This window comes from Okeania sp. SIO2B3 (assembly GCF_010672525.1).
Taxonomy (GTDB): Bacteria; Cyanobacteriota; Cyanobacteriia; order Cyanobacteriales; family Microcoleaceae; genus Okeania.
On record NZ_JAAHGH010000014.1, the window covers coordinates 1 to 26,625 of the forward strand.

18 protein-coding genes and 1 pseudogene are annotated in these 26,625 nt (G+C 38.2%); 7 read left to right on the plus strand and 12 right to left on the minus strand.

Features of this window, described 5'->3' with window-relative positions; translation table 11 throughout:
* A partial coding sequence (locus F6K15_RS14140; protein WP_293061701.1) for a hypothetical protein occupies positions 1–569 on the minus strand: 569 nt, incomplete at its 3' end.
* A gap of 178 nt (positions 570–747) precedes the next feature.
* Positions 748–1,110, minus strand: coding sequence for a PEP-CTERM sorting domain-containing protein (locus F6K15_RS14145; RefSeq protein ID WP_293061703.1), 363 nt, complete (start codon positions 1,108–1,110; stop codon positions 748–750).
* A gap of 389 nt (positions 1,111–1,499) precedes the next feature.
* Between F6K15_RS14145 and F6K15_RS14150 the strand changes: the two genes are divergently transcribed.
* From F6K15_RS14150 to F6K15_RS14165, 4 genes are all read left to right on the plus strand, one after another.
* The gene (locus F6K15_RS14150) at positions 1,500–1,661 is read left to right on the plus strand and encodes a hypothetical protein (protein WP_293061705.1); all 162 of its coding nucleotides are present in this window, start codon (positions 1,500–1,502) and stop codon (positions 1,659–1,661) included.
* 255 nt (positions 1,662–1,916) lie between these two features.
* A complete protein-coding gene (locus tag F6K15_RS14155) occupies positions 1,917–2,624 on the plus strand; it encodes a PEP-CTERM sorting domain-containing protein (RefSeq protein ID WP_293061707.1) in 708 nt (235 codons plus the stop codon).
* 257 nt (positions 2,625–2,881) lie between these two features.
* On the plus strand, positions 2,882–3,259 hold the full coding sequence (locus F6K15_RS14160) for a hypothetical protein (RefSeq protein ID WP_363267977.1): 378 nt from the start codon (positions 2,882–2,884) through the stop codon (positions 3,257–3,259).
* The gene (locus F6K15_RS14165; protein WP_293061708.1) at positions 3,141–3,851 is read left to right on the plus strand and encodes a hypothetical protein; all 711 of its coding nucleotides are present in this window, start codon (positions 3,141–3,143) and stop codon (positions 3,849–3,851) included. Before F6K15_RS14160 ends, F6K15_RS14165 begins: the two co-directional genes overlap by 119 nt.
* A 260-nt stretch (positions 3,852–4,111) precedes the next feature.
* Here the strand turns inward: F6K15_RS14165 and F6K15_RS14170 are convergent, their stop codons facing one another.
* Positions 4,112–4,738: a hypothetical protein gene (locus F6K15_RS14170; RefSeq protein WP_293061710.1), complete on the minus strand. Its 627-nt coding sequence runs from the start codon at positions 4,736–4,738 to the stop codon at positions 4,112–4,114.
* Between the two features lie 382 nt (positions 4,739–5,120).
* Here F6K15_RS14170 and F6K15_RS14175 point away from each other — a divergent pair, with 382 nt between their 5' ends.
* Positions 5,121–6,467, plus strand: a complete 1,347-nt coding sequence (locus tag F6K15_RS14175) for a TldD/PmbA family protein (RefSeq protein ID WP_293061711.1) — start codon at positions 5,121–5,123, stop codon at positions 6,465–6,467.
* 152 nt (positions 6,468–6,619) lie between these two features.
* On the opposite strand, the gene F6K15_RS14180 is transcribed toward F6K15_RS14175, so the two are convergent.
* The 4 genes from F6K15_RS14180 to F6K15_RS14195 form a co-directional block, all read right to left on the minus strand.
* Positions 6,620–7,405, minus strand: a complete 786-nt coding sequence (locus F6K15_RS14180) for an ADP-ribosylglycohydrolase family protein (protein ID WP_293061712.1) — start codon at positions 7,403–7,405, stop codon at positions 6,620–6,622.
* Between the two features lie 376 nt (positions 7,406–7,781).
* Positions 7,782–8,780, minus strand: a complete 999-nt coding sequence (phnD, locus tag F6K15_RS14185; protein WP_293061713.1) for a phosphonate ABC transporter substrate-binding protein — start codon at positions 8,778–8,780, stop codon at positions 7,782–7,784.
* Between the two features lie 491 nt (positions 8,781–9,271).
* Positions 9,272–9,637, minus strand: coding sequence for a hypothetical protein (locus tag F6K15_RS14190; RefSeq protein WP_293061714.1), 366 nt, complete (start codon positions 9,635–9,637; stop codon positions 9,272–9,274).
* 984 nt (positions 9,638–10,621) lie between these two features.
* Complete coding sequence (locus F6K15_RS14195; RefSeq protein ID WP_293061715.1) at positions 10,622–10,978, minus strand: hypothetical protein; 357 nt, start codon at positions 10,976–10,978, stop codon at positions 10,622–10,624.
* Positions 10,979–11,829: 851 nt separating this feature from the next.
* Here F6K15_RS14195 and F6K15_RS14200 point away from each other — a divergent pair.
* Positions 11,830–14,970: a DUF2126 domain-containing protein gene (locus tag F6K15_RS14200; RefSeq protein ID WP_293061716.1), complete on the plus strand. Its 3,141-nt coding sequence runs from the start codon at positions 11,830–11,832 to the stop codon at positions 14,968–14,970.
* A 983-nt stretch (positions 14,971–15,953) separates the two neighbouring features.
* Here F6K15_RS14200 and F6K15_RS14205 read toward each other — a convergent pair.
* The 5 genes and pseudogenes from F6K15_RS14205 to F6K15_RS14225 form a co-directional block, all read right to left on the minus strand.
* The gene (locus tag F6K15_RS14205) at positions 15,954–16,871 is read right to left on the minus strand and encodes a hypothetical protein (RefSeq protein ID WP_293061717.1); all 918 of its coding nucleotides are present in this window, start codon (positions 16,869–16,871) and stop codon (positions 15,954–15,956) included.
* A 782-nt stretch (positions 16,872–17,653) separates the two neighbouring features.
* On the minus strand, positions 17,654–20,026 hold the full coding sequence (locus tag F6K15_RS14210) for a CHAT domain-containing protein (RefSeq protein ID WP_293061719.1): 2,373 nt from the start codon (positions 20,024–20,026) through the stop codon (positions 17,654–17,656).
* A gap of 1,293 nt (positions 20,027–21,319) precedes the next feature.
* Positions 21,320–22,036 (minus strand): class I SAM-dependent methyltransferase, encoded by a 717-nt coding sequence (locus tag F6K15_RS14215; protein WP_293061721.1) that lies wholly within the window; start codon positions 22,034–22,036, stop codon positions 21,320–21,322.
* Between the two features lie 75 nt (positions 22,037–22,111).
* Positions 22,112–22,357 (minus strand): annotated as a pseudogene (locus F6K15_RS14220) (winged helix-turn-helix transcriptional regulator); the annotation flags it as partial.
* Positions 22,358–22,694: 337 nt separating this feature from the next.
* Positions 22,695–23,084 (minus strand): helix-turn-helix domain-containing protein, encoded by a 390-nt coding sequence (locus tag F6K15_RS14225; protein WP_293061722.1) that lies wholly within the window; start codon positions 23,082–23,084, stop codon positions 22,695–22,697.
* A gap of 361 nt (positions 23,085–23,445) precedes the next feature.
* On the opposite strand from F6K15_RS14225, the gene ppsA reads away from it, so the two are divergent.
* Positions 23,446–25,986, plus strand: a complete 2,541-nt coding sequence (gene ppsA, locus F6K15_RS14230; protein WP_293061724.1) for a phosphoenolpyruvate synthase — start codon at positions 23,446–23,448, stop codon at positions 25,984–25,986.
* The last annotated feature ends 639 nt before the right edge of the window (positions 25,987–26,625 follow it).

Sequence of the window (26,625 nt, forward strand, 5' to 3'; positions counted from 1 at the left end):
ATAATCATTTGACTGTCAGATTTAGTTGCTGAAGATTCAGACTTAGTACGATCTGGCGGTCTATTAGCACTCAGAAATAGTTTCCTAATAATCTTTAATGCTAATATTTTCTCTTCTTTTATTTCAGTCTCTTGGTTACTACTAATTGTTGGGTCTATTAATGATGTTTTTTCATCAATAGTTGCTTCTATTTGATCATCCCTGAGCCATGTCTCAGCAATCAATTGAGATAATTTTCTGGCAGCCAGAAGCCTCCGCAAAGCATGATATTGATTGATAAACATCTTATCATCTATGCTCTTTTTCTTAAACTTCATCACTGCCTTCATATCTAATCCCTCATGGGGAAAATTGTCTATTTTTTCATTTCCTATTCCTGGCAACTTTTCTTTTAAATACTTTTTAGTTCCTGTATATACAGTTGTTTTGATTCCGAGATGAGAGTTATCATCTTCTTCCACTAAAAGAATTTGGTATTGAAAATTTTCCCCCTGAGATAAATTTGGGGATAGAACTTCATCTCCAGCTAATTTTTGATTATTAGTGCTATCTAAATCGAAAGGCATCATAAATCTTACTACCTCCTCAAATTGTTATTTACATCATCAAAAAAGACCAGTCATTTCAGCTATCAGTTATCAAAATAATTGGGTCGTGCAACCTGATCTTTTAAGGCCAAATATTTTTGGAGGTTTGCTCAAATCACCGTAATAACTTCTGACTTCTGACTTCTGACTTCTGACTTCGTTAACCTTTCTGCTGACGACGCAAACTAGCCATTGCTAAACTCACAACACCAACAGAAAATAGTGACATAGAAATCGGTTCTGGCACTGTTGCTAATTCATCTGCCAATACTTCTCCCATAATCACATTCCCTAGTTTAACTTGAAATGCTAGTTGCGAGCAATGGGGAGCTGTCTTATCTTTAAGGTCTTTAGCATCTCCAGTCCAATAATCACATCCTTCAGAGCAGGTAAAACTAGAATTTTCCGCGATCGCCTGACTATTTAGGATTAGATTATCTACTACAACACTATTACCTTGCTTACCGAAAAATTGTGGGTATGTGCCTCCCCTTTTAAGGGGATAATAAAGAAAAATTTTCATGAATTTGTCAATCCTCTTCTTTTCAAGGAGAGGTAATTATTAATTATTAATTATTAATTATTAATTATTAATTATTAATTATTAATTGTTGAAGAGCTGTTGTGCGGATAAATAGATCGTTGAAAGTATCTGTGGTTATATCTTCAACTATTTAGTCTAAACTCCAGTTGTTTGAACTCTATGCTTTCATCATCTCTCTAATTTCAGCGAAAAGTGGTGACAAAAATAAGTGAATCCTGGTGATTTTTCAGAACACATAAAGTGAGGCTAAAAGTATTGAAAGAGTGAGCAATTATGTCTCATCATGGTGAAATAGATATATGATTTTGGTGACGATAGTCACAACAATTTTTGATTTTTTTTGGCAGCCTTAATAGTCGGTGAACAAGTTGGATAAGGATAAGCAAGGCGATAGATATTTTGTAGAAATTAAAGCTAAATTTTTACCTGGTAGAGAACAATGGGGATTTATGGAATTACTTGGAAAGCCGACATTAGATGTTCCTAAGTTTTATAAACCTGAGAAGCCGACAAATACAAAAGTAGCTTAATCAAAAAAGATTGAGAAAAATGCCTGACATACTCAATACCAAAAATTACTAAGTTTAACCCGTATAACAACAAGCAGAAAAACTCATTATAATCACGGATAAAGTCTTAAAAATCCAGTTTTTATGAAGAATCAGTAAAGATTTAAAGTGCGGGGTTGCAGATTAGAATTAGTATCAAATAAGATATTTATTAATAGGGGAGCTTAACTACAAATTTTTAATTTATTACAAACAAGTAATTAGGAGTAAAAAATAATGAAATCTATTTTCACTATTGCCGTCGCCACCGCAAGTTTCTTTGCCACTCCACTAGCAGCCAACGCTGCCTCCTTTAGTAAAGTTGCTGACGATAACCTTTTTAATGACCTTAACCCCGACTTGGCCTTCGTCGCTGAAGGTCGCATGGGCAACAACGCCATGAATGGAACTCATGAACTCAATTTCCACGGTGCAAACCCCTTCAATGAAAGTCAAACCCAAGACGAAACTAACTTTGTCTGGAGTAACGGCGAAACTTATGACTTTGAACTGAGATACACTGCAAGCTCCGGCTTAACTAAATTCTTCATTAATGAAGTTGAGCAGCTATCTGACAATTTCTCCGGTCCCTTCTCCGATATCTTTATCCGTACCAGAGCGACTAAGGACGGAAGCAGCATTAACGTTAACAATATCTTTTTAAACGGTGAATTTCTCGATGGCGCTTCTTCTACTGTTGCTGAGGGTGGAGGTGCCTGGGCAGACTCGATGGATTATCTGCGCATCACTGGTTTGTCCGCTGATGAAGATTTCACTCTCACTGGTCAGTCTACCATGAGTTGGGGAGATATCGTACCGAAGAATTCTCATCTAGCTTTCCAAATTAAAGTTGCCGACGTAGAATCCGCTTCAACTCCCGAACCAACTGTTATATTTGCTTTAGGTTTAGCATCTGCTGGTATGACTTTACTTCGCCGTCGGTAAAATGGCATCAAACTAGGGGAAATACTGTTGGCAAAAGTAATCATGGGTGCTAAGACTAGATTTTAGAAACCCTGGCAATTTCCTGCAAATAGTACAATGGTAGAAGATGAAAACATCAACAAAAGGAAATGGTAAAAAATTATGTCACGCCAGGGGAGAAGATATGCATGTGTCAATGTGAATATCTCCAATCCCAATACCCTGATGGAGAGCTTGTCAAAGAAGTTGGAGGAGGACTTAACTACAAACGAAAAAAAATGCTTGCCGTACTGGAACGGGTCATGTCAGGAAATGTCCAATCGATTGTGGTCACATACAAAGATAGGCTCTTTCGATTTGGCTTCGATTTGCTCGAATGGTTCTGTGCCCACCACAATGTGCGAATCGTGGTTCTCAACAAAGTTGAACTTTCTCCCGTTTGCGCAGCATTCCGTTTGCGCAGCATTCCGAAGGAAAGGAAACGGGAAATGGTTGAGGACATCCTTTCAATCCTCCATTGTTTCTCAGCCAGGTTGTATGGACTACGTTTGCGCAGCATTCCGAAGGAAAAGTATTCATCTCAAATCTCTGCATATCAGGATTTACCCAGAAAAAAGTCTCCATCAAATTTGGAAACAGTGGCTAGCAGCAAGTAGGTATTGTTTTAATCAAGCAATAGCTTATCAACGAAAACATGGGTTGATTTCTAAGTACGATTTGCGTAAAGTAATCTTAAACAGTGAAAGTTTACCAGATTGGATCAAAAAATCACCATATCACCTTAAAGTAAACGCAATTTATGATGCTAATGCTGCGTTTAAAACTAGCCGTAAAAGTGGAACTAAACAGCCAAGTTGCGGAAAATTTCGTTCGATTAGAGACCGAATACAATCAATTAAATTTAGGGTAGAAGACTTTAAAAAAGGTACTTGGTTGCCATCATTAACGAAAGGATTAAACTTACTCGCCTCTGAGCCAATTCCGACTATTAATGTTGAATACCAACAAAAACAAAAAGATGGCACATACAAGAGTTGTGTGAGAGAACAATCTTGGAATGCAGAGACTCAGTTGGTTTATGACAAAAAACGTTGGTTTGCTGTATTTCCAAAAGAGTTCAAACAAGATTGCTCTAAGAGTCAATCCATCATAGCTTTAGACCCTGGTGTTCGTAGCTTTTTGACTGGATTTGATGGAGAAAAATTTGTTGATATAGGCCAAGATGTCAAATTTTCTCAAAAATTATGACAATTAGAAACCTACACTGCTTCGCTGCATGACGGAAAAGTCTTAGCGTCAGTGTAGGTCATTTCAGTTATCAGTTATCAGTTATCAGTTATCAGTACCTCTGCAATATTGATCGATAAATTTGGGGAAAATCCAGGGTAAAGGGTGGAAAATTATCCCGTGCTCCCTGCTCCCCTACTCCCCCTCTGCCTTAACCAAGAATGAAACAGCCCTGCCTTAAAAGCGGAGGTTTTAGACCACAGTTTCTCGGTCAATCAAACTTATATTCCTAAATCAGATTTAGCAACTTTAGCCATAGCTAATAATTTATCCTCCCACTTTTTCCCTACATTATTGTGTTGTAAATATTCTGTCAAAGAACCCCATCCATTTGACTGTAGATGTAACTGAGTCGCAATTTGATGTTTACAAATTGTGCGACGATAAATCATATCAGCACAACTACAACCAGTATTATTAACTTCAGCAACAGTTCCTTTCATCGAATTTCTGACCACAGCACTAATAGCAGTTAATTCGACTTCTAACTTTTCTAATGCTGCCCGATTATATCGTTCTAGAAAAGCCTGAAGTTCTGTATAAACAATCAAATACTTGCAATTTTCAGTCTTAATATTGATGCCAGAATGCTGAAAATTATAACTTTTGATTTTGCCTATATTACGCTGTTTAATTTGCAAAAAACAGAGTAAACAATTCAGAAATTTAGCCTTAGATAAAAAAGTGCTGCACCGTCCTTTTGATGTGCTATAAATTATTTGGGGAGTATTACTAACTCCAACACTTTTCACCCTTTCAATTTTAATTTCTAACGGTACTAATGGCTGAATTTCTGAAATTATTTCATTGGGAAAATGAGTGGATTGAATACCAACGTAACTAACCATGATATAATCCTCTTGTGATTTAATTTTTCGATTCAGGCGCTCTATGAAACAACTAATTCAGATGAGTGCCTTTCATATTACAATTATACTTCATTTTTGAGAGATTGACAACCAATGTAAATCAATCCAGACAAAGAATTGAGGCTGTTACTACAAAGATGGGGAGATGGGGAGATGGGGAGATGGGGAGATGGGGAGATGGAATATTTTTGATACCTAATTAAGCGGATTTGATATAATCAGAAGTTACGCATAAGGTACGAAAAATTAGGATTTGAGATTGCTTTCCGTTCCGGAATGCTCCGCAAACTCTGTGGGTCGCAATAAAGGATATACTTTGTACTGCGTAAGTCCTAATAATAACTAATAACTGTTAACTGAAATGACCACAGCCATTAAACCAAATCTTCTTAGTCAAGACGAAGCTTTATCTTTATTAGAAACAACTGTAAAAAAATCTGAAGCAGAAGGTATTGTCGTCAGTCTTAGCAACAACGAATCATCTCTAAGTCGCTACTCAGAAAATCAAATTAGTCAGAATATTACCAAAACAAAATTTGAACTCAACATTACCAGTTACTTCGGAACTCGCAGCGCCACTGCCTCCACTACAGAATTAGACCCGGATGCCATTACAGCTACTGTTCGTCGTTCCGAGGAACTCGCCCGCATTGCTCCACAAGACCCAGAATGGGTGCCACTACTCGAACCTCAAGAATATGAAAAACGTACTCCCGCTTTTGATGAATTGACCGCTACTATGTCCCCACTAGAGCGAGGAAAAATAGTACAACAGGTATGTGTAATGAGTGCCAACGCAGGAGTTGATGGCTCCGGTACTCTGAGTACAAATACATTTTCAGGAGCGATCGCCAACTCGGTTGGGTTACGCGCCTATAATAAGTATACAAGAGCAGATTTTAGTTTTACGGCAAGAATTGAAAATGGCTCTAGTTGGAGTCATAGCACTGCCTGGGGAATAAACCAACTACCTACTGAAACCCTAACGGAGGAATTGATAAACCGTGCTTTTGCCTCTCGCCAACCGAGAGAAATTAACCCTGGTGTTTATCCCGTGATTTTCAGTGGGGCAGCTTTAGGCGATCTATTGATTTGGCTAATATTTAATTTAGATGCGCGGGCGGCAGATGAGGGGCGATCGTTTATGTCGCGCACTGATGAAACAGGTAAACCAGTGGGCAACCGAGTTGGGGAAAAAATGTTTAGTCCTTTAGTGCAGATGCAGCGCTATCCAGGACATCCTTTGTTGCAGTTGGAGACTTTCTCTAATAATGGGTTGAGTAATCATTATCTGGAGGTGATTAAGGATGGTGTACCACAGACTTTATCTTATAGTCGTTATTGGGCATCACAAAAAGGTAAGCAACCCACGGGTTATATGTTTCCAGTGGTGATGGAGGGTTCTGAACAAAGTTTGGCAGATTTAATTGCTCAGACGGAGAGAGCTGTTTTGGTAAATCGTTCGTGGTATGTGCGTTATGTTAATCCTCGGACATTGGAGGTGACTGGTATGACACGAGATGGTACTTTTTGGATTGAGGATGGTAAGATTGCTTATCCGATTAAAAATTTGCGGTTTAATCAGGTTTTGCCGGATATGTTGCGGGATGTGGATGCGGTTAGTCAAGTACAACGTTATGGTGATAGTGTTTTGCCTGGACTAAGGGTGAAGGCGTTTAATTTTAGTAGTGTCACGGATAGTGTTTGATTAGGTCGTAGGGGCGATTCGCGTTTGCGGAGCATGACCTTAGGAAATCGCCCCTACAGGAGTTAGGAGGGAAGAGAATTTAGAAAGATGTCTAATTTTTTAACTCTAGTATTGATAGGTTATTTTTAATAATTGAAGGTTGAAGATATATATCAATCTAAACTAGAATTCATACAATATTTCGACATAAACTCCAGAGTCAAATCTCGAAGACTTTCATCTAGAAACTCCCATATTTTCTCAGCAATAAATTCTGGTAAAGCTCCGTAAAATGCTTGAGCAATACCTCCAGTAATACAAGCAATAGTGTCACTGTCTCCGCCTATAGAGATAGCATTTCTAATTGCATCTTCAAAATCTGTAGATTCTAAAAAACAAATTATTGCTTGGGGAACGGAACCTTGACAAGAAACATCAAATTTATAGACTGGTCTAATTTCTGCTAAAGTTTGACTCAAATTATAGTTAAAATTACTCTCAATATAAGACTTTATTTCATCCTTACTTTTTCCTGTTCTAGCAAGAAAAATTGCTGCTGCTGTAGCTTGAGCACCCTTAATTCCTTCTGGGTGGTTATGGGTAATTTCTGCACTCTTTTTTGCTTCTATTAATACTGTTTCCAAGTCATTAAAAGCAAATCCCACTGGACTAACTCGCATTGCTGACCCATTACCCCAACTATAATAAGGTTGCTTACTATCAGATTTATTCCACTTTTTAAAATTGAAGCCATAACCTGCGTAAGGATAGCGACGAAAATACTCTTTAACTATATCAATATATTCGCGATTATTGAGGATAGAATCCGCAACTGCTATCGTCATAACTGTATCATCTGTAAATTTACTTTTATTACTAAATAAGGGAAAATCTTTGATTTTGACATTGTTATGTTCATAGACAGATCCGATAATATCGCCAGCTATTGCTCCTAACATTTTGCTCTTACCTTTATTTATTTAACTAACATTTTAACAAAAAAAGCAACAAAGTAAATATTTGCTTTGCTGCTTAATTCTATGGAGACTTCTAGTGATATAGCGCTACGCGCAAGTCAAAAGTTAAAAGTCAAAAGTAATATCTGACTGAGTTTGAGCATTTATGCATTTCCTAAACTAATTTGCGTAGCGCTATACAGCAAATTTTTGATTAAGATTAAGTAGGTAAGCATAAATAAACCCAACAAGTTTAGGGCTGGTTTTTAGGACTAAATTGGAAATATCAATACTTTCGGCTACCCGCCCCTAAAATTTTTTTAAGGTTTAATTAGATCTACCTACTTATCATCTGTAAATCCTGTTGTACCTTTGTCATTCAATTACTTTTTATAGCTTTTAATTGTTGGCGAAATTGCTCTAATTGTTGTTTATCCTCAGCAGTCATATTTTCCTTATTTTCTAACTCTAAAATCTTTTTAGCTAGGTCTAATTCCCGAACTGGATTCCAGATTTTATCATCTGCTTGAGCGAAGCCAGACCAACCATGGGGTTGGAGAACTTTTGCTTCTTTATAGTTATAGAAAAAGTTACGAATTTTCTGTTTTAAATCTGCTGGTAAATCTTGACGATAAGCAATTGGGTCACTAGGAATTAAAGTAGAAGTCCAGATAGTTTCTATATTAGCTCTTGCCTTTGGATTTGTTTTTTGGAGTCGGTCTAAAGCTTCATTATTATTAGTAGCCACATCTACTTGATTATTAGCTATTGCTAGAGCTGTTGCTTCGTGACTGCCTGAAAAAATTAAGCGTTTAAATGCTTTTTTGGGGTCAACTCCGTTTTGAGCAAAAACATAGTAACTTGGTACTAAAAAACCGGATGTAGAGTTCGGGTCATTAAAAGCAAAAGTTAAATTACCTGCATTTTTAATCACATATTTATCGCCTCCCATTGCTTTAGCTTCAGCAACTATAGGATTATCTTTGTTAGTAATTAAATGAGAGTAATAACCTTTACCACCTTCTGTATCTACGACCTGGGCAAAAGCTTCAGCTTTAGCGCGTTTTGCTGCTTCAATATAGGATTTTCCTCCATACCAAGCTAGGTGGACATCCCCAGTTCGCATGGCTTCAATTACTGCTACATATTGAGTCACATAAAATGCTTTAACTGGTAAACCAATAGAATCAGAAAGTGCTTTGATAAAGGGTTCCCAAATTGGTCTTTGATTGCTTTGAGATTCGGTGGAAATAATGCCAAATTTTAGTTCTTTTACCTGAGCTAATGTTTGGGGTGAGAAAGTTAAATTGGCTAATTTTGCTCCGGCTAAAGATAGAGCAAATAGAGATGAATTTTTAACAAATTTACGTCGGTCCATAGGATTCTTTTCTCTGGAAATATTAGTAGTTGTCAGTTATAGTTCAGTAGCGATCAGCTTCTGTGTTTTTTCAGAAACAGATTTGTCCCTGCATAGATTATGCTAGATTAATGTTAAGCCTTGGTTAAGCTCACTTTCTAGAATTTTTAAGTTAGAAATTAGCGATCGCTACGAGATAAAGAATAGCCATGAAACAGCATTATCGCAATAATTTTCGGCTATCAAATTTTATTCATTTTACTGACAATTAATAATTGACAAATGACACTTGATTAGGCTTTTTGAGGTAAGCATTTCCGTTTGTCATGCTGCGCAAACAGCTGTCAGCTAGGCTCCTATGGTCGTAACTGCGTTATCAGCTATCAGCTTCATTAAGACTGAAATTAACTAATTATAATAGACATCTTCGATAATAAAAAATCAAATCAATTATCGCAAATAAATCATCAATTATTTCCCCCTACTTCCTATTTTCTGGATAGGTCTAATAATTAAGAAAATGCAGTTCTATCTAATTCGTCTAACTGGTGGATAAATTCTATTTCACCAGAATGTATTCCGTCTTGGTAAATTACTTTCTCACAAATATAAAAGGCTAAGTGCTTTTGAGAGGGGTCTAAAGACCGCAAGGCATCTAAACCAGAATGAAGAGCTACTTCAGAATTGTTGGCCAATTCTTGATTCTTAAAAGTCTCTATACAGCGGTCAAGTATCTCTCTTATCTGCTCTTGTGGAGTGTTCAAAAGATCGGAACCCATCTCAACAATTAAGTTTTTTTCCTGGTCACTGGCATGACCATCTACAACTGAGGCCAGAGCAGCCAATTGGATAATATTGTTAACAGAATCAGAATTCATATTTTTCTCCATGCAGATAATGTCAGAAGTGGTTATTTGTTGAGGCAATTGCATCAATAACTAACCAATTTCCTTACTACTCAGCCTAAATCAAAATTATTAATTTTCAGTTAATTTATTCATCAATATTTAGATTGTGCAGAAAATATTCCGATGACAATTAGAAATTATCATTACTTCTAATAAATTAATTTTTCCTATTGTAGTTAAGATGTTTTATTTAACAAGTCATATAAAGCATATAACTTAACGCGCGTCAGAAGTCAGAAGTCAGTAGGGGCGCCATTCGGAGCTTTGCGGAACGCAAATGGCCATTCGCCGGTACAGAAGTTAACCCACCCCTAACCCCTCCCAACCCACCCCTAACCCCTCCCCTCCTGGGAGGGGAAGTAGGGGTTGCGCGACCCTTATGATTTTGATAAGAAAGAAGAAAGAAGAAATAAGGAAGAAGAAAAAATCTTGCGTTGTCTGAGTTTTAAGCTTTTGATTTGTCTGTGCCCTTTGCTTCGACTGCTATATCTCATCAGCTAAAGTAGATTTTACAGCAGATTCGGTGGTATATGAGGTACAAAGATTAACAACAAAGTGCGGTCATCTTGCTCGCCAAAGATGTACCTTAATGATATGAAATATGCTGTATTATACCGGTTTGATAAATATTTGCTACAAATAGATAGGCTATTTCTTAGGAGTCAACCCACCCCTCGCCCCTCCCCCGACCGTGGAGGGGAAGTCAGGAGTCAGGAGTCAGAATAAATGGCTTCGATATCGTTTTTTTAGGTCGGAATTTATATTTTTCGTCAAAGGGACATCCCCTATACTTGTCTTTTAATCGCCTAAATTATTCGTAACATTCTTTTTTCAAAATGGTATTAGGAATCAATAAATATATTATAAAAAATTCTCCACCATAATGTTAAATTTGGTAGAGAATAATGTTAATTACTTGTTAATTGAAAAACTGTAAAAGGCTAATTATCATAATTAAGAAAATACCAATCCTTGTAATGCCATAATGAAAGGCAATTCAGATTCTGTTACTTTTTTGTCTATGTGAATTACTTCTTCGCAAATGTGAAAGGCTAAATGCTTCTGAGAGGATTTTAAAGGCTTTAATACCTCCAAAGCCAAATTAAGAGCTGTTCCAGGATTGTTTGCAGCACCTTTAGATTGATAAATTCCAATCCATAGATCCATCAAGCCTCTTATTTCATCTTCGGAAGTTTTCAACAGATGAGAACCTTCAATAACAATAAAATTCTTTTCTTCGTCTGTAGCTTTACCATCTATAACGGAAGCTAGCGCGGCCAATTTTACAATATTTTCAGCAGCAGAATTCATATTTCTCTCCATAAAAGTGATTAGAGAAGTGGTTATTCATTGAGGTAATTACACCAATAACTAACTAATCTTCTTATCCCCTAGCCTAAATCAAAATCATCAATTTTCAGTTAATTCATTCATCAATATTTTCTAGAAAATCTCTCTCTGACAATTAAAAATTATCATAAATTCCTGTCAACTAATTTGTCCTATTTGTAGTATAATACCCTTCTGTCAAAATATAAATAAAACACAAAAAATACTTACTTATATGCAGAAATTTGATACAGTACTTATTCTCTTTAATTTAGGCTAATCTGATTAGACCTCTTGCCAAAGTTCCAAGATTGAAAATCAATCAAAATCAACTCAAAAATTACCTTTTATTCCTCTAATTACTGAATAATTAAGCTAAAATGCCTCTCCTTTAAAGGAGAAACAAGCGGTCGTTTGCTTTTGCTTCGCAAAACTGGCGTAACGCAACGCTGACGCGAAACGCGACAGCGGAACGGAGTTCTATCTTCGCAGCTTCCCGTAGGTTGGAATGGCGAGGTCTCCTCGCTGGCCGACCATCGACCAAAAGAAGAAAAAATTTTCCTTTTATTCAATTTATTCAATCCTCTTCCTTTTAGGGAGAGGTAATTATCAATTATCCATGATCAATTATCAATTATTGAAAGCCATTTATTATCTGTTAATCTAGTCATAAATCAATAATTATTAAATCTCAAAAAATCAGTAAAATTATTAACTATAACTAGCTAAATTAGATTTTTAGTGTTTCTCTATACATCGTTATAACTAAGAGTATCTCTAGGATAAAAACAGTTTTAAAACAAGCATATTTCCTGTTTAAAATAGAAATAATAATGTCAATAAAAGTCAGTCTCAATCATCAACTTATTTATAATTTTGACCGCCCAATTATTCTCGGTCCGCATTTATTAGGATTACGACCTTCTCCTCATTGTCGTACCCCGATTCAAAATTATTCACTAAAAATTGAACCTCAAGAACATCAAATTACTTGGCAACAAGACCTCTACGGTAATTTTATTAGCAAAGTCAACTTTATTCAAAGAACAAATAAACTCAAAATAGAAGTTGATATAATAGCCGAACTCAAACCAATAAATCCCTTTGATTTTCTCCTAGAAAATTATGCAGAAAAATATCCTTTTGCTTATGATAACCAACTCAATAAAGAACTAATCCCATTTTTAGAAATCAGTGAATCAGGGAATTTAATTCAGGAATGGATAGAAAAAAACCGAGAAACAACAACTTACACCACCAATTTTATTCATCTTATTACCCAACAACTTTCCCAAGATATTACCTATGAAATTCGACTAGAACCAGGCATTCAAACTTGTGAAGAAACCCTCAAGAAAAAAATCGGTTCCTGTCGAGACACAGCCTGGTTATTAGTACAAATATTACGTCATTATGGTTTAGCATCTCGGTTTGTTTCCGGGTATTTAATTCAACTCAAAGAAGACATCCCACCCCTTGACGGCCTCCCTGGCCTAGAATCCGACAATGCAGACCTACACGCTTGGGCCGAGGTTTATTTACCAGGAGCTGGTTGGATTGGTCTAGACCCCACCTCTGGTTTTTTGGCAGCAGAAAGTCACATTCCCCTGATCTGTACTCCCGAACCCACTGCAGCAAACCCAGTGCGAGGCACTGCCGAACCTTCCGAGTCTAACCTTGAATTTTCCGTTACAGTTTCTCGCTATCAAGAAAAACCCAGACCTACCAAACCTTATACCGAAACGCAATGGCAAAACATTAACAACCTTGGTCGGGAAGTCGAAAAAAAACTAAGACGTTGGGGTTTGGGGTTAACCACCGGAGGGGAGCCAACCTTCATTTCTATTGATGATTTTGAATCACCCCAATGGCGAGTAGAAGCGTTGGGAGATGACAAACGACGCCTTGCGGGAGAGTTGTTAGACCGTCTGGAAAAAAGATTTGCCAAAAGTGGGGGACTATTGCACTATGGTTTAGGCAAATGGTATCCCGGTGAAGCTTTGCCAAGGTGGGCGTTAGGATGTTATTGGCGCAAAGATGGGGTTCCTATTTGGCGCGATCGCTCTCTCATTGCAGAGGATAATAGAGATTACGGTCATACTCGGAAGGAAGCAGAAATTTTCATAGAAACTATTGTCCAACAGTTAGGTGTTAATTCAAGTTGCATCATTCCTGCTTACGAACAGGAAACAGAAACACCTGCGGGTTATGTTTTACCTATTTTGTCAGTGTTGAAAAATGAAAATTTACATTGGAGTAGTTGTCGTTGGCAACTGCCAGAAACTAAATTATATTTGCTCCCTGGTGACTCGCCATTAGGATTTCGTTTACCACTAAGTTCTATTGCTTGGGCAGAAAATTTGGAACCGGAAGCAACGGTTGATATTAACTATCCACCTACAACTCCAAATGCTGCCTTTTGTGAAGCTCCAGAAAATTCGATTCGGGTGGCATTAACTACAGAAGCAAGACAGGGAAAAGTACATATATTTATTCCACCGATGACTTCTGCTAGGAGTTATTTAGATTTGATTGCTGCCATTGAAGATACGGCAAAGCAAGTAAAAATTCCTGTAATAGTTGAAGGTTACACTCCTCCTGGCAATGTTGGAATAGATGGGTTTCAAGTTACCCCAGACCCAGGGGTGATAGAAGTAAATATTCATCCGGCAGCAAATTGGGATGAGTTGGTGGAAATTACCACAAATTTATATGAAGAGGCGCGTTTGTGTCGGTTGGGAACGGAGAAATATCAGTTAGATGGTCGTCGGATAAGTACGGGTGGAGGGTCACATATTACTATTGGTGGAAAAAGTGTGTCGGAAAGTTCTCTATTACGACGACCAGACTTATTGCGGAGTCTGATTACATATTGGCAACATCATCCTAGTTTATCTTATTTATTTTCTGGTTTATTTGTGGGCCCGACGAGTCAGTCACCCAGAATAGATGAGGCAAGACATGAAAGTTTGTATGAATTAGAAATTGCTTTTCAGGAGTTACAACCGGGAAAAGAAGTTGCACCAGAATTGATAGACCGTTTGTTACGCCATTTATTAGTAGATGTCACGGGAAATACTCACCGCACCGAGTTTTGTATTGATAAATTGTTTCCAGTAGAACATCCACACCGTCAATTTGGGTTATTGGAATTTCGGGGGTTTGCCATGCCTCCCCATGCCAGAATGAGTTTATTACAAATGTTGTTAATTAGGGGTTTGGTGGCTTGGTTTTGGGAACGACCTTATCATCGAGATTTAATTCGCTGGGGTACGATGTTGCACGACCGCTTTATGTTGCCTCATTATATTGGGGAAGATTTGCAAAAGGTAATTGAAGATTTACGGTCAGCGGGTTTTGAGTTTGAATTTGAGTGGTTTGCGCCGTTCTTTGAGTTTCGTTTTCCCGTCATTGGAGAAGTGATGCGGAATAGTTTGCAGTTGGAATTACGTTATGCGATCGAACCTTGGCACGTTTTGGGAGAGGAAACAACTGGTGGAGGAACAGCGCGTTATGTGGATGATTCGATGGAGCGGATGCAGGTAATGTTGCGAGGGGCAATGGGAGATTCACCGAATGTGGATAGTTTGGGGTCTAGGTATGTAGTTTTGTGCAATGGTCAGCAAATACCGTTGCGGTCTACTGGTGTGGCAAGTGAATATGTGGGAGCGGTGAGGTATCGTGCCAGGAAATATGGCAGTTTGTTACATCCGGCGATCGAATGTCATAGTCCTTTGGTGTTTGAAATTGTGGATAGTACGGTAGGGCGAAGTATTGGTGGGTATAGTTATTATGTGAGTCCTCCTAATGGGAAGGTTTATCGGCAGTTTCCGGTGAATGGTCGGGAGGCGGAGTCGCGGATGGTGGAACGGTTTGTGGAGATGGGGCATTCTTCTGGAGAGGTTGAGTTGCCGTCGTTGAGATTGAGTCCGGAGTATCCGTTGACTTTAGATTTGCGGAGGGTGAGGGAGTGAGAGAGTGAGGGAGTTAACCCCTCCCAGGAGTGGAAGAGGGGAGTAGGGGAGTAGGGAACCCACCCCTCGCCCCTCCCCCGACCGTGGAGGGGAAAAACCGAGACAGGAGAAATGGGAATGAGCGAGGAGGTAGGAGTAACTAATTGTCAATTTGGGATTTTTCTGCCCAACTATGAGCCTAAAATACTAGCTTTTTGAGTAAAATAAACTGAAACAGGGGCACTGCAATTCGACAATAAAAATGCTCAAACCTTTATATATATAAATACGGCGTTGCTGAATTAAAGTATGAATGCGCGATTGTTTGGTTCTGATCAAGCCCCCGCGCATCCCCCATCGTTCAAAAGCGAAGCATCCTCTGGCTTCCCCCATTCAACAAAAAGCGAAGCAACATCTGGCTTCCCCCTTTCCAAGGGGGACAGGAGGGGGATTTCCAAGGGGGACGGGAGGGGGATTCCAAGGGGGACTTTTAGAGTTTTATTCCCCCCAAAATTGGGGGGCTAGGGGGGCTTGCATCATACCCAGAATCAGCAACGCCATAAATACTTTTATAATTAATCAGCAAGCCCTAATTAACAGTAACTATCTCTAATACCGATTTGAAAAAAGAATGCTACAAAAAGGTATATTGATCGGATATGCTTAAAAATAGCTTATCCAGTTCATTTACAGCGCTTTTCAAGTCGATGAACCACATCTTCACAAATAAAACCTTGTAGGGACGTTCCATGGAACGTCCCTACTGTGGTCTACCCAAATGAAAACCGCTGTAAGATAGTTATCTCTATCTTTTTTCCATTTTTTTCAATCTTTACCTCTTCTTCCTTGTTCCCTCTTCCTTCTTTCTTACTTCTACCATTTGTAACAAATATTTATCAAATTGGTATAATACTATAGATCCCATTTGGGATCTATAGATCCCATTTCTCCTGACTCCTGACTCCTGACTGCTACCCTGACCAAAAGACTTTTGAGCGCAAACCCTAATTACTCGGTTTCTGCAATATATTCCAATCTGTTCTCATAAGAAAATCCCAATCTCGTAGTGCTTCTCGTGACCATAACCAGTTTTGTCTAAGTTGGGGAATATGATACTCTATTGCAGCTTCTTTCATTACTTTTGTCCGATATTGTAAAGCTCTCAACCAGCGTTCTCTTTGCTCATTTCCCTGATAAGTTTGAGCAGATTTCATCATTACTAACCCAATACCTGCATAGGCATTAAGAGCATCTTTTTGTTCAACCTCTGGAGTTGGCAAAGCTTCAGTTGAAATATTACGCAGTATTTGTGTTTCTGGTGAAATTTCTCCTGATAATTTTAATACTTTTAACCAAGAATCATAAGCTTTTTTCAGGTCTCCTTTGGTATAGTAAGCAAAACCTATAGCATTCTGATATGGAATAGAATCAGGGAGTTTAGTAACAGCTTTTTCCCAGTAATATAGAGCTTCATCTACAGTATAATTTCTATTTCCAGATTGCGCCCATTCCCAAACTAATCGACCTTGTAAAAAAAGTAGATCGGGGTCAATATTTTGCTCATTATTACCTGTTTTTAACACAATATTAAGTGCTGCTTTTGCCTCTCTAAAAGCACCTCTATTTAATAAAGATTCTACAGCTTTTTTCCCAGCTTGAATATCATTTTTACTAAATTGTTCAATAGCTAATTTTGTGTCTGCTTCTATAGTATTCGCACTATAATTAATTGGTTGTTCTTTATTATATCTTGCAAGGTTAATTGGATCGGGGGTTATAGATATAGTTTTTGAATAAAATATTGGTCGATTTTGAAATAACCACACACCACTTAGAGTTAACAAAACAGCAATTAGATGTGAAACTATTCTACCAGGAACTGAGTTCAAAAAATTGATAGTGTTTTCGGATTTTTGTGTCATTTTAATGTCTTTGATAATTATCTTTTTACTTATTGGGACTTACAGAGAATATAGCCATAAAATAGCCTCAAATATATACAAGTAGAGAGTTTTATGTCAAAAAGGTATAATTCTTTCACAAGCAAGGGTTCCAGCCATTTTTAGGGCATTAATGTAATTCCCTGATGCAGAGCGACTCTTCCTAGGTCATGCTGCGCAAACAGGCATTTACAGCATAGCAGCTATGCTGCCTTCCTTCCTCCAGAGTGTAAGTATTCAACCGAACATGATATTATATAGCAAGGAACGAGTTGGTTAGGACTTATGCTAATGATGAACCTTACGCAGGGAAATGTTTTTCCGGCGTTGCTAATTTGAGGTATGAAATTAAACTTTAGGTAAATTTTCAGCAAAAACAATAGTGCAAATTATACCTATTTCTTCCTGTTTAATTACCTAAAAACTCCTTTCTACCTACTAACTCCTAACTCCTGACTCGGTCCGACTGTGAAATCATACATTTATTCAGCAACGCCGTTTTTGCTACTGTTCCCTGGTATAAGAGAGTAAAAAATCAAAATTATTTTAACTCTTGACATATAAATTTATGGATGGAAAACCACAGTTTCCTGAAAATCCTTGGAGAAGTTTTCCAGTAGAGAAGTAGGAAGCGATAATCAAGTAAAATTCACCCTTTTTCCTACTTCTTTTGCTCCCTGATTTTTATGCTACTTATAGCTCTTGTTTTCCGACTTTTTCTGAAATTAATCATTAGCCAGTTTTGAAATCAACTATTACTACTACTAAGTAATATCTTCAAAATGCTTATTCTGTTCAACTGGTTGTTCTTGATATCGAAGTCTCAATAATAAATCCCAATTTTGACGAGCGATGGGAGACCACAACCAATTTTTTTGCAATTGTTGGATATGAAACTCTTTGCCAGCTTCTCTCATAACTTTACTAGCATATTTTAAAGCTTGGTCGGGAGTTTTCTGTAAATTTTTAGCGGATTTTAGTTTGATTAATCCTAAGCCTGCATAAGCATTCATAGCTTCTCTCTTATTGACAGATAAATTTCTCCGATCACTATTAGAAACAGGACGAACTTTTTCCATTTCTAGGGGTATTTCTCCTGATAAATGCAATACTTTTAACCAAGCTCCATAAGCTTTTTCAATATCTCCTTTAGTGTAATAAGCAAAGCCTAAAGCATTTTGATATTGAATATTTTCTGGACTTTTTACAGCAGCTTTTTCCCAAGAACTTATAGCTTCATCTATTAGGTTATTTTGATTTCCATCTTGGAAGATTTCCCAAGCTAATCGACCTTTAAGAAAATTAATTTCTGGATGGTCTTGGAGTTGAGTAGGTATAGCAGCTATTGCTTCTGCCACTGTTCCTAATTCTCCTCTTTCTAATAATGTTTCTACAACCATTTTGCCAGCCAGAATATCATTTTGCTTAAACTGTCTAATTGCCAGTATCTGTGCTTCTTCAATGCTACTAATTTTTTCATTAGTATTAACAAGTCGAACCCTGTTATAGTCATAATTAATCCCTGGATCTGGGGCTTTAGGAAGCAATTGAGCATTCCCTGGTGACAGTTTATTGAAAGTAATTATATTAGTACCAAAGGCTAACATTACTAATGATGCCGCAGATAATAATGTTTTTTTCCATGAAAATTTATGAGACTTTTTCCGAATATTTGATGTAGTCAATACTGACTGAGTTTGTGTTACTATTCCTTCTTGTTTTTCATGGCTTTGATTACTGAGTTGTTCTCTTATTTCTCTTTCTTGCAATAACTCTTGGAGAGTCTTTACTTGACCTTGATTATTGGTAGTCTGCCAATTAAGATTATCTGTTGGAGGTTCACTAGGAAATTCCTCTATATTCTCCAGATCGATATTTGGTTCTACCCGAGTTGAATCTTCTGGCGACTTTGGTGATGCAATTTTTTCCTCAACAAATTCCTCTTGACGTTCAACAGTTTCATTTGTCAAGTTGCTGGTTTTTTGAATCAGACGACCATCAAACTCTGAATGTAGGTAAACAACAGGTAATGCCCAATAAAGTTCATGTGAACTGTAAGCAGAAATTAATCCTTGTCGTGCCCGACTCAAACTTAAGTCTATGGGATAACCTTGATTGAGATTTCGATAAAAAAGCCGTGTCAAGCTCAGAGAAACCTCATCTGGAATACGTTCTGCCATTGCTAGCACTCCAGGAATACCTCGTTTAACTAGCGCTTCTGCTAAGTTGAGCGCTACTTCATCATCAGTGGGGTTAACTAAGTGGTTATAAGCGCCTCGACATGAGTTGAAGACCGCCATCTGAATACCATTATTAACTAGCAACCCTGCTAAGTCTCGACCACTGAGACTTTCTGTTAACCCTGTTATATTGCTGACCAGAGATATTTCACCACCAGAAATACCCCAGTTGCTATGACCTGCATAGTGGAAAACTTGATATTTACCTTGCTCTAAACGTTGAGTAAGTTGTTCTCGTCCGGGTTGTCTGAGAATATCTAAGTGGATCTGAGTTTCTCCACTATTTATTTGTAGTTCTTGTTGCAACGCCTCGTATTCTTTTTCTAGTTGCAGACTATCTTTATCGCTAGGAGCTGCGATCGCCATTAAGATTTTTAATGGCTCTTCTAGAGTTCGTGTCCGGGTTTGTTTAGGTAAGCAAGTATTAGGTTGATAGCGAGAGAAAATTACATCAGTACCAGTGGCAAGGGGGCGATCGCCTGCATGGAGTACCTCCCAAGGCAAACTGGATATACGTCTGTCTTTAGTCCCCAGACGTAACTGTAATACCTCTCCTCGATTATGAGCTATTCCTTGAGCGCAACTCCAGCTATCTCTCAGGGTGTCTTTGAATAGCTCTTGATACATTTCTTGGCCTAATGCCACTAAGCTTGGACTTACTACTTCCCCAGACCTGGCCACAACCTGACTGGGGATGACTACCTGAGAATTAGACTTTCCTTCTAGGAGCTCGAGTAATGGATCGCGAAATAGGTGACGTGCTTGGGCCAACCATTGTTCTACAGGCCATTCGACTCTTTCTTCAGCTAACAGGCCACCAATAGGTACTTTTTCTGTCCGAACAAAGTATTCGTCTTCTCCCAGGGGAGTAATTGAAATATGAAATTCCTGTGTCACTTATTTTTCATCCTTCTGCTGAATTTACTCCGCCAAAACTCCCGATCTTTGCTTTTGATTATGAATAAATGGGAAAGAAATGACGGCTGTAGATTTGGTGTTCTACTATTTTGGATTTTAGATTTGAGAAACTTTCTCTGTGCAGGAATGTTATACCGTTTCACGGAAGTCAGAAGTTAGATTTGATTGGCTAAAAACTTTGACAAGACAATAGTTTCAGGCAATTATTTGATATTTAAAGGAGCGAAACTATTTGTGACATCCTTAAAGTGAATTGGTATAAGGTTTCCTTGATTTGGCAATCTTTTTTCTAGAAAGTTTTGGTATAAAAAAGCTCAAAGTAGTGCTGATTATGATGATCAGAACTAGCAATTTGCACGCCTAGTTGAAGTGTTATCTATTACTAACTAAGCAGTCTAAGTTAGTAATAGATAACACTCATTTTTTTGCATCTTCATCTATGTTAGTCTCAGATTTCTGAGGTCTGCTCTTTAAATCTCCTCTTCAACCACCTATTAACTAATTCAGGAGTACTTTCCGGATAATTTGATCGTCAGCACTAAAATATGGATCTAAGTATTGATTCGGTTAAATGCCCAATTTAGAATATCTGCTAATGGCAGTAATTGGGCAACAATGTACCAGCGATCAATATGGGTAAGCTGGCCGGGTTATACCATTTCTGAATAATAATGCTATGTTTGATTACCATCTCACCACTCCCTACCTCCTCATCTCCTTATCTCTCCATTACAAAAGATATATGGAAAATTTTTGAGAAATGGTATTACATATTTATCTACTGTGTATCTAGACAACATTATAAGTAAAAAGTTTCTTTTTTACCTAGTTTATCTACAGTGAATTTCTTTCAGTTTACCGAAATATTTTTTGTTTTAGGCTATTTAAGAACCTTTTTTAGATTTATATAATACTAAGTTATCAACTATTTTTTTAACTCCGGAAGGTTAAACCATCTTTTTTTTATATCCTTAAAAACTAGATCGTAAGTAATATAAAATGGGTAATTGGTAATTGGTTAATGAACAGAAAGATTGCCCACCAGAAGGAAATTGTATTTTTTGATGCTGATTATGATATTTCTACCCTGTTTCTTCTTATTAGACATCTCCAGAAAAGAGGGAACACCGGATCTGGGAACAGGAAACAGGGAACCTACCCCTCGCCCCTCCCAGGAGGGGAGTAATTGATAATTTCTGGATAAGAATAGATTTTATTTTTGATTTTTGGAGATGTCTATTTATACTAAAAGTCTTAACTATGGTCAGATTACTATAATTTTGTGGCTCTGATACAGATAAAGACTGGCCTTTTAATCAATTCCTGAAATTCTTCTGGATCGGCATGGAAAAAATCTTCAGTGGGTAAAGGCTCTAGAATGCAATTTAATTGAAATCCCACTTGTATGAGAGGATTTAATAGAGACGAGAGCGATCGCCGAAAACATGGTACATAAACTTGCTCTTCTCCAAACCCTTTCCAAGTTGCACCCACTTTTTCTGTAGCAAAATAATTTTCTGATTGAAAATAAACGAAATCGGCAAAAGGATGCTGAGTTGAAAATACCAGTATCCCAGAAGTTTTGAGAATTCGATAAAACTGTTGAAAAAGTGGCTCGAGATGTTTGATATATGCCACTACTAGAGAAGAAAAAACTATATCGAATGAATTACTTTCTAAAAAAGGTAGCGGTTTACTCAAGTCAGCTTTGATAATAGTAGCGCGACTACCAACTCGTACTTTAGCTAACTCAAGCATCTTTTCACTAATGTCTATACCAACTACTTCAGCTCCTTTGTTAACTAGCTTTTCTGTACAAGCACCAGGCCCACAACCTGCATCTAGAACTTTTTTTCCTTTTATGTTATTCAACAAAGAAAAGGTAGCAGGTTGTTCCAAATAAGCATTGTGTGGTTTGGTATCTATGCGATCTGCATAAGCTTGTGCTAGGGTTTCGTAGGCTTCTAAGGCAATAGGTGAGTCGGTCATTATTTATTAGAATTGATTGGCTATTATTGATGATACACTCAACTCACACTAACAAAATTTTAGTCTTGCTCACATTTACATTGAACAACTACTATTTTTTTCTCCTAACCATTTTTCTCCTAACTGCTGGAGAGCCATGATCACTGGTTGCACTTCTAACCCTTTATCCGTCAAAGAATATTCAACATGGGGAGGCACTTCCGGAAATACCTGCCTTGCTAACAAACCGTGTTTTTCTAATTGCCTCAGTCTTAACGTCAGCGTTTTCGAGCTAATTCCTGGTAGCGCTTCTAATAATTCGTGAGTCCGGCGATCGCTTTTTCATAATAGGACAGCCACAATAGATAAAGAGATTTTCAATTTAGCAGAAGAATCACATTAGGAACTTACTCTAAGTCGATGTGCATACATCTGTTCATAATAGGGCAGGCACAAGTCATAAAGAAATTTTCAGATATCGCTATCATTCACATTTAAGTATTTAGGATGAATGTGTTCACTAAATCCCTCTGTAACACTCATCTGGTCACGCCAACTTCCTCCATCCCATATCCAATTTTTGTCAAAGGGATAGGCAACAGGGAATATAGAATCTAAATGATTCTTAGCTTATACCTGATGATACACTCAACTCACACCAACAAAATCTTGGTCTTGCTTAACGATCCATTGAACAACTACTATTTTTTTCTCCTAACCATTTTTCTCCTAACTGCTGGAGAGCCATGATCACTGGTTGCACTTCTAACCCTTTATCCGTCAAAGAATATTCAACATGGGGAGGCACTTCCGGAAATACCTGCCTTGCTAACAAACCGTGTTTTTCTAATTGCCTCAGTCTTAATGTCAGCGTTTTCGAGCTAATTCCCGGTAGTGCTTCTAATAATTCGTGAGTCCGGCGATCGCTCTTCAATAACTCTTGCAAAATCAACACTGACCACTTACTCCCCAATATTCCCAATACAAACTGAATTGGACAATTTTTGCTTAAACACAAACTATTCAGTGTTTTAACATCTGATTCGACATTTTTCTTTTTTACTTTCATTTTCTTTTAGTTATTAAATATTTATCTTTCTTCAATAATAACCTTTTCAACTGAAAAAAACACAATTTTTTACTTTCTGTAACTAAAGAAACTTTCCGAGCCTATCTTGCAATTATATTGGGAAGTCATAAAATATAAATGGAGGAAAAAAATCCTCCTAAATACGAAAATATCCAGGATGTATATTATGAATAAATCGCTTTAATTCTGGACTTTAACTATTAGGGATCGATAAACTTGTTTTCTTTACATCCCATAAATCAACTCTTGTTTTTAACATTTTGATAAAAAAATAAACAAAAATAAATAAATAAATCTGACTTCACAAAATAGCAGAAATAAAAAAATGGAGTAGAAGACTATGGTGAACTTATTAGGTCAAAAAAAACAATCAAATGTAGATAAAGAAACAGCTTTTATTCTCTGGTTTGAAGAAGTAGGAATTGGTGATATCCCATTAGTTGGAGGTAAAAACGCATCCCTGGGAGAAATGATTCAACAGCTAACTCCTAGAGGTGTAAACGTCCCCAATGGTTTCGCCACTACAGCCTACGCATATCGGTATTTTGTCAAAAAAGCAGGCTTAGAGAAAAAACTACGAAAACTATTTGCTTACCTAGATGTAGAAGATGTCAGGAATTTACGGCAACGAGGCAAACAAGCTCGTACTCTCATCCTCGACACCCCATTTCCAGAAGAATTAGAAACAGCCATAGTCGCCGCATATCACCAAATGTGTGACCGCTACGGCACCTCCGCTGAATATTGTGACACACTAGAAGGCAACTCCAAACAAGAATGCGAGCATTACACCAAAGAAGTAGACGTAGCAGTACGTTCCAGTGCAACTGCTGAAGACCTGCCGGATGCAAGTTTTGCCGGACAACAGGAAACTTACCTCAACATTTACGGCGATGAAGCAGTATTAGAAGCTTGCCATAAATGTTTCGCCTCCATATTCACAGACCGCGCCATCTCCTACCGCACCATCAAAGGCTTCGACCACTTCGATATTGCTTTGTCAGTGGGCGTGCAAAAAATGGTACGTTCAGACCTCGCCTCCTCTGGTGTAATGTTTTCCATAGATACCGAAACCGGATTCAAAAATGCTGCCCTGGTAACAGCAGCCTATGGTTTAGGTGAAAATGTCGTCCAAGGCGCAGTAAACCCAGACGAATACTTCGTTTTCAAACCCACCCTCCAACATGGTTTTCGCCCAATATTGGAAAAACGCCTCGGTACAAAAGAACTAAAAATGATTTACGACATCGGCGGTTCCAAACTTACTAAAAATGTCTCGGTACCAGTTTCCGAACGGGAAAAATTTTGCATTAATGACGATGAAATCTTGCAACTGGCAAAATGGGCTTGTGCGATCGAGGAACATTATTCTGGAGTTCGCCACCAATACACTCCGATGGATATTGAATGGGCAAAAGACGGTATCACTGGGGAACTGTTCATCGTGCAAGCGCGTCCAGAAACTGTCCAATCTCAAAAATCTGGTAGCATTCTCCGTAACTTTCAACTCAAAGGTAGCAGCAATGTATTAGTTCGCGGTCGCGCCGTTGGGGAAATGATTGGGCAAGGTCAAGCTCGTGTCATTCTTGACGTGCATAAAATTGAGGAATTTCTGCCAGGGGAGGTATTGGTAACTAACAAAACTGACCCTGACTGGGAACCAATTATGAAAAAGGCTAGCGCTATAGTTACTAACCAAGGTGGGCGTACTTGTCATGCTGCTATTATTGCGCGAGAGATGGGTATTCCAGCAATAGTTGGTTGTGGTGATGCTACGAAACTGTTGTACAATAGTCAGGAAGTTACTGTTTGTTGTGCTGAGGGTGAAGAAGGTAAGGTTTATCAGGGTATGGTGCCATTTGAGGTGCAGGAAACTCTGTTGGATAATTTGCCCAAGACTAGCACCAAGATTTTGATGAATGTTGGCAACCCAGAGGAAGCTTTTGGTCTGTCTTCTATTCCTTGCGATGGGGTGGGGTTGGCACGGTTGGAGTTTATTATTGCCAATCATATTAAAGCTCACCCGTTAGCTTTAATTCACTACAATGAGTTGGAAGATGAGTTAGTCAAGCGGGAAATTGGTAATTTGACTGCGTTGTACGAATATAAACCCAATTTCTTTGTGGATAAACTGGCGCAAGGTGTGGGTACGATCGCTGCTGCTTTTTATCCAAATCCTGTAGTGGTAAGGATGAGTGATTTTAAGAGTAATGAATATGCGAACCTTTTGGGCGGTCATCAGTTTGAACCTGGGGAAGAAAACCCCATGATTGGTTGGCGGGGTGCATCTCGTTACTACGATCCGAAATATCGTGATGCTTATGCTTTGGAGTGTAAGGCGTTGAAGCGGGTGCGGGATGAGATGGGTTTGACTAATGTGATTCCAATGATTCCTTTCTGTCGCACTCCGGATGAAGGTCGCAAGGTGTTAGCGGAGATGGAGAAAAATGGTTTGAAGCGGGGCGAGAATGGGTTGCAGGTGTATGTGATGTGCGAGTTGCCCAGTAATGTGATTTTTGCCGACGAGTTTGCTCAAGTATTTGATGGTTTTTCTATCGGTTCAAATGATTTGACTCAGTTGACTTTGGGTTTAGACCGAGATTCGGCGTTAGTGGCACATATTTTTGACGAACGGAATGAGGCAGTACGTCGGATGGTGAAAATTGCCATTAAAGCTGCTAAGAAATACGATCGCAAGATTGGTATTTGCGGTCAGGCACCAAGTGATTATCCAGAGTTTGCGCGGTTCTTAGTTGAGGAAGGTATTGACTCGTTGAGTTTAAATCCTGATTCGTTATTGAAGACTCTGTTGGATATTGGCAAGATGGAGGAGTCTGGTTCAGTGATGGATGATATTATGGATGTAGCGAGGGCGAAGTAATTTCACAGCAGTTTTCCTGGATGGTAGACCACTGTAGGGACGTTGCATGCAATGTCCTTACAGGGTTTTGTTTATGGCGATGTAGTTCATTAATTTGAAAAGCGCTGTAGTAGACTGACACACCTTAAATGGCGCAATAAGTGTAGGTTGGGTTGAGGGACGTTAGCGCCAGCTTATCCGTTAGGATAAACCCAACAACGATCCTACTCCCTATTGCACAGTTTTAGCTGTGTCGATCCAGTAGGTTGTTGATGATTTCTATCTTTGTGTAGAAACGAGCGATCGCTCTTTTTTTCAAACATAGATTCTATAGACATCTCCAATAATCAAAAATAAAATCAATTATCGTACATAAATGATCAATTATTTCCCCCTACTCCCTACTCCCTACTCCCTCTTTTCTGGAGATGTCTTATGTAGTAAAAAGGAGCGATATTGTCTCTTTTTACTGATAACTGATAACTGAAATCTATTCTTCCTCATCAAAGACGGGCGGCCAAAGTTCAGAAATGGATATTTCCCAACCAGGGAATAGTTCGGGAATGCTCAATATATCATCTTCTTTAAGTTCAATGGGTTCTCCTGTGGGGCGATAAATTATTACTGTTTCTTCATCGGGATCGATTAATATTGCGACTT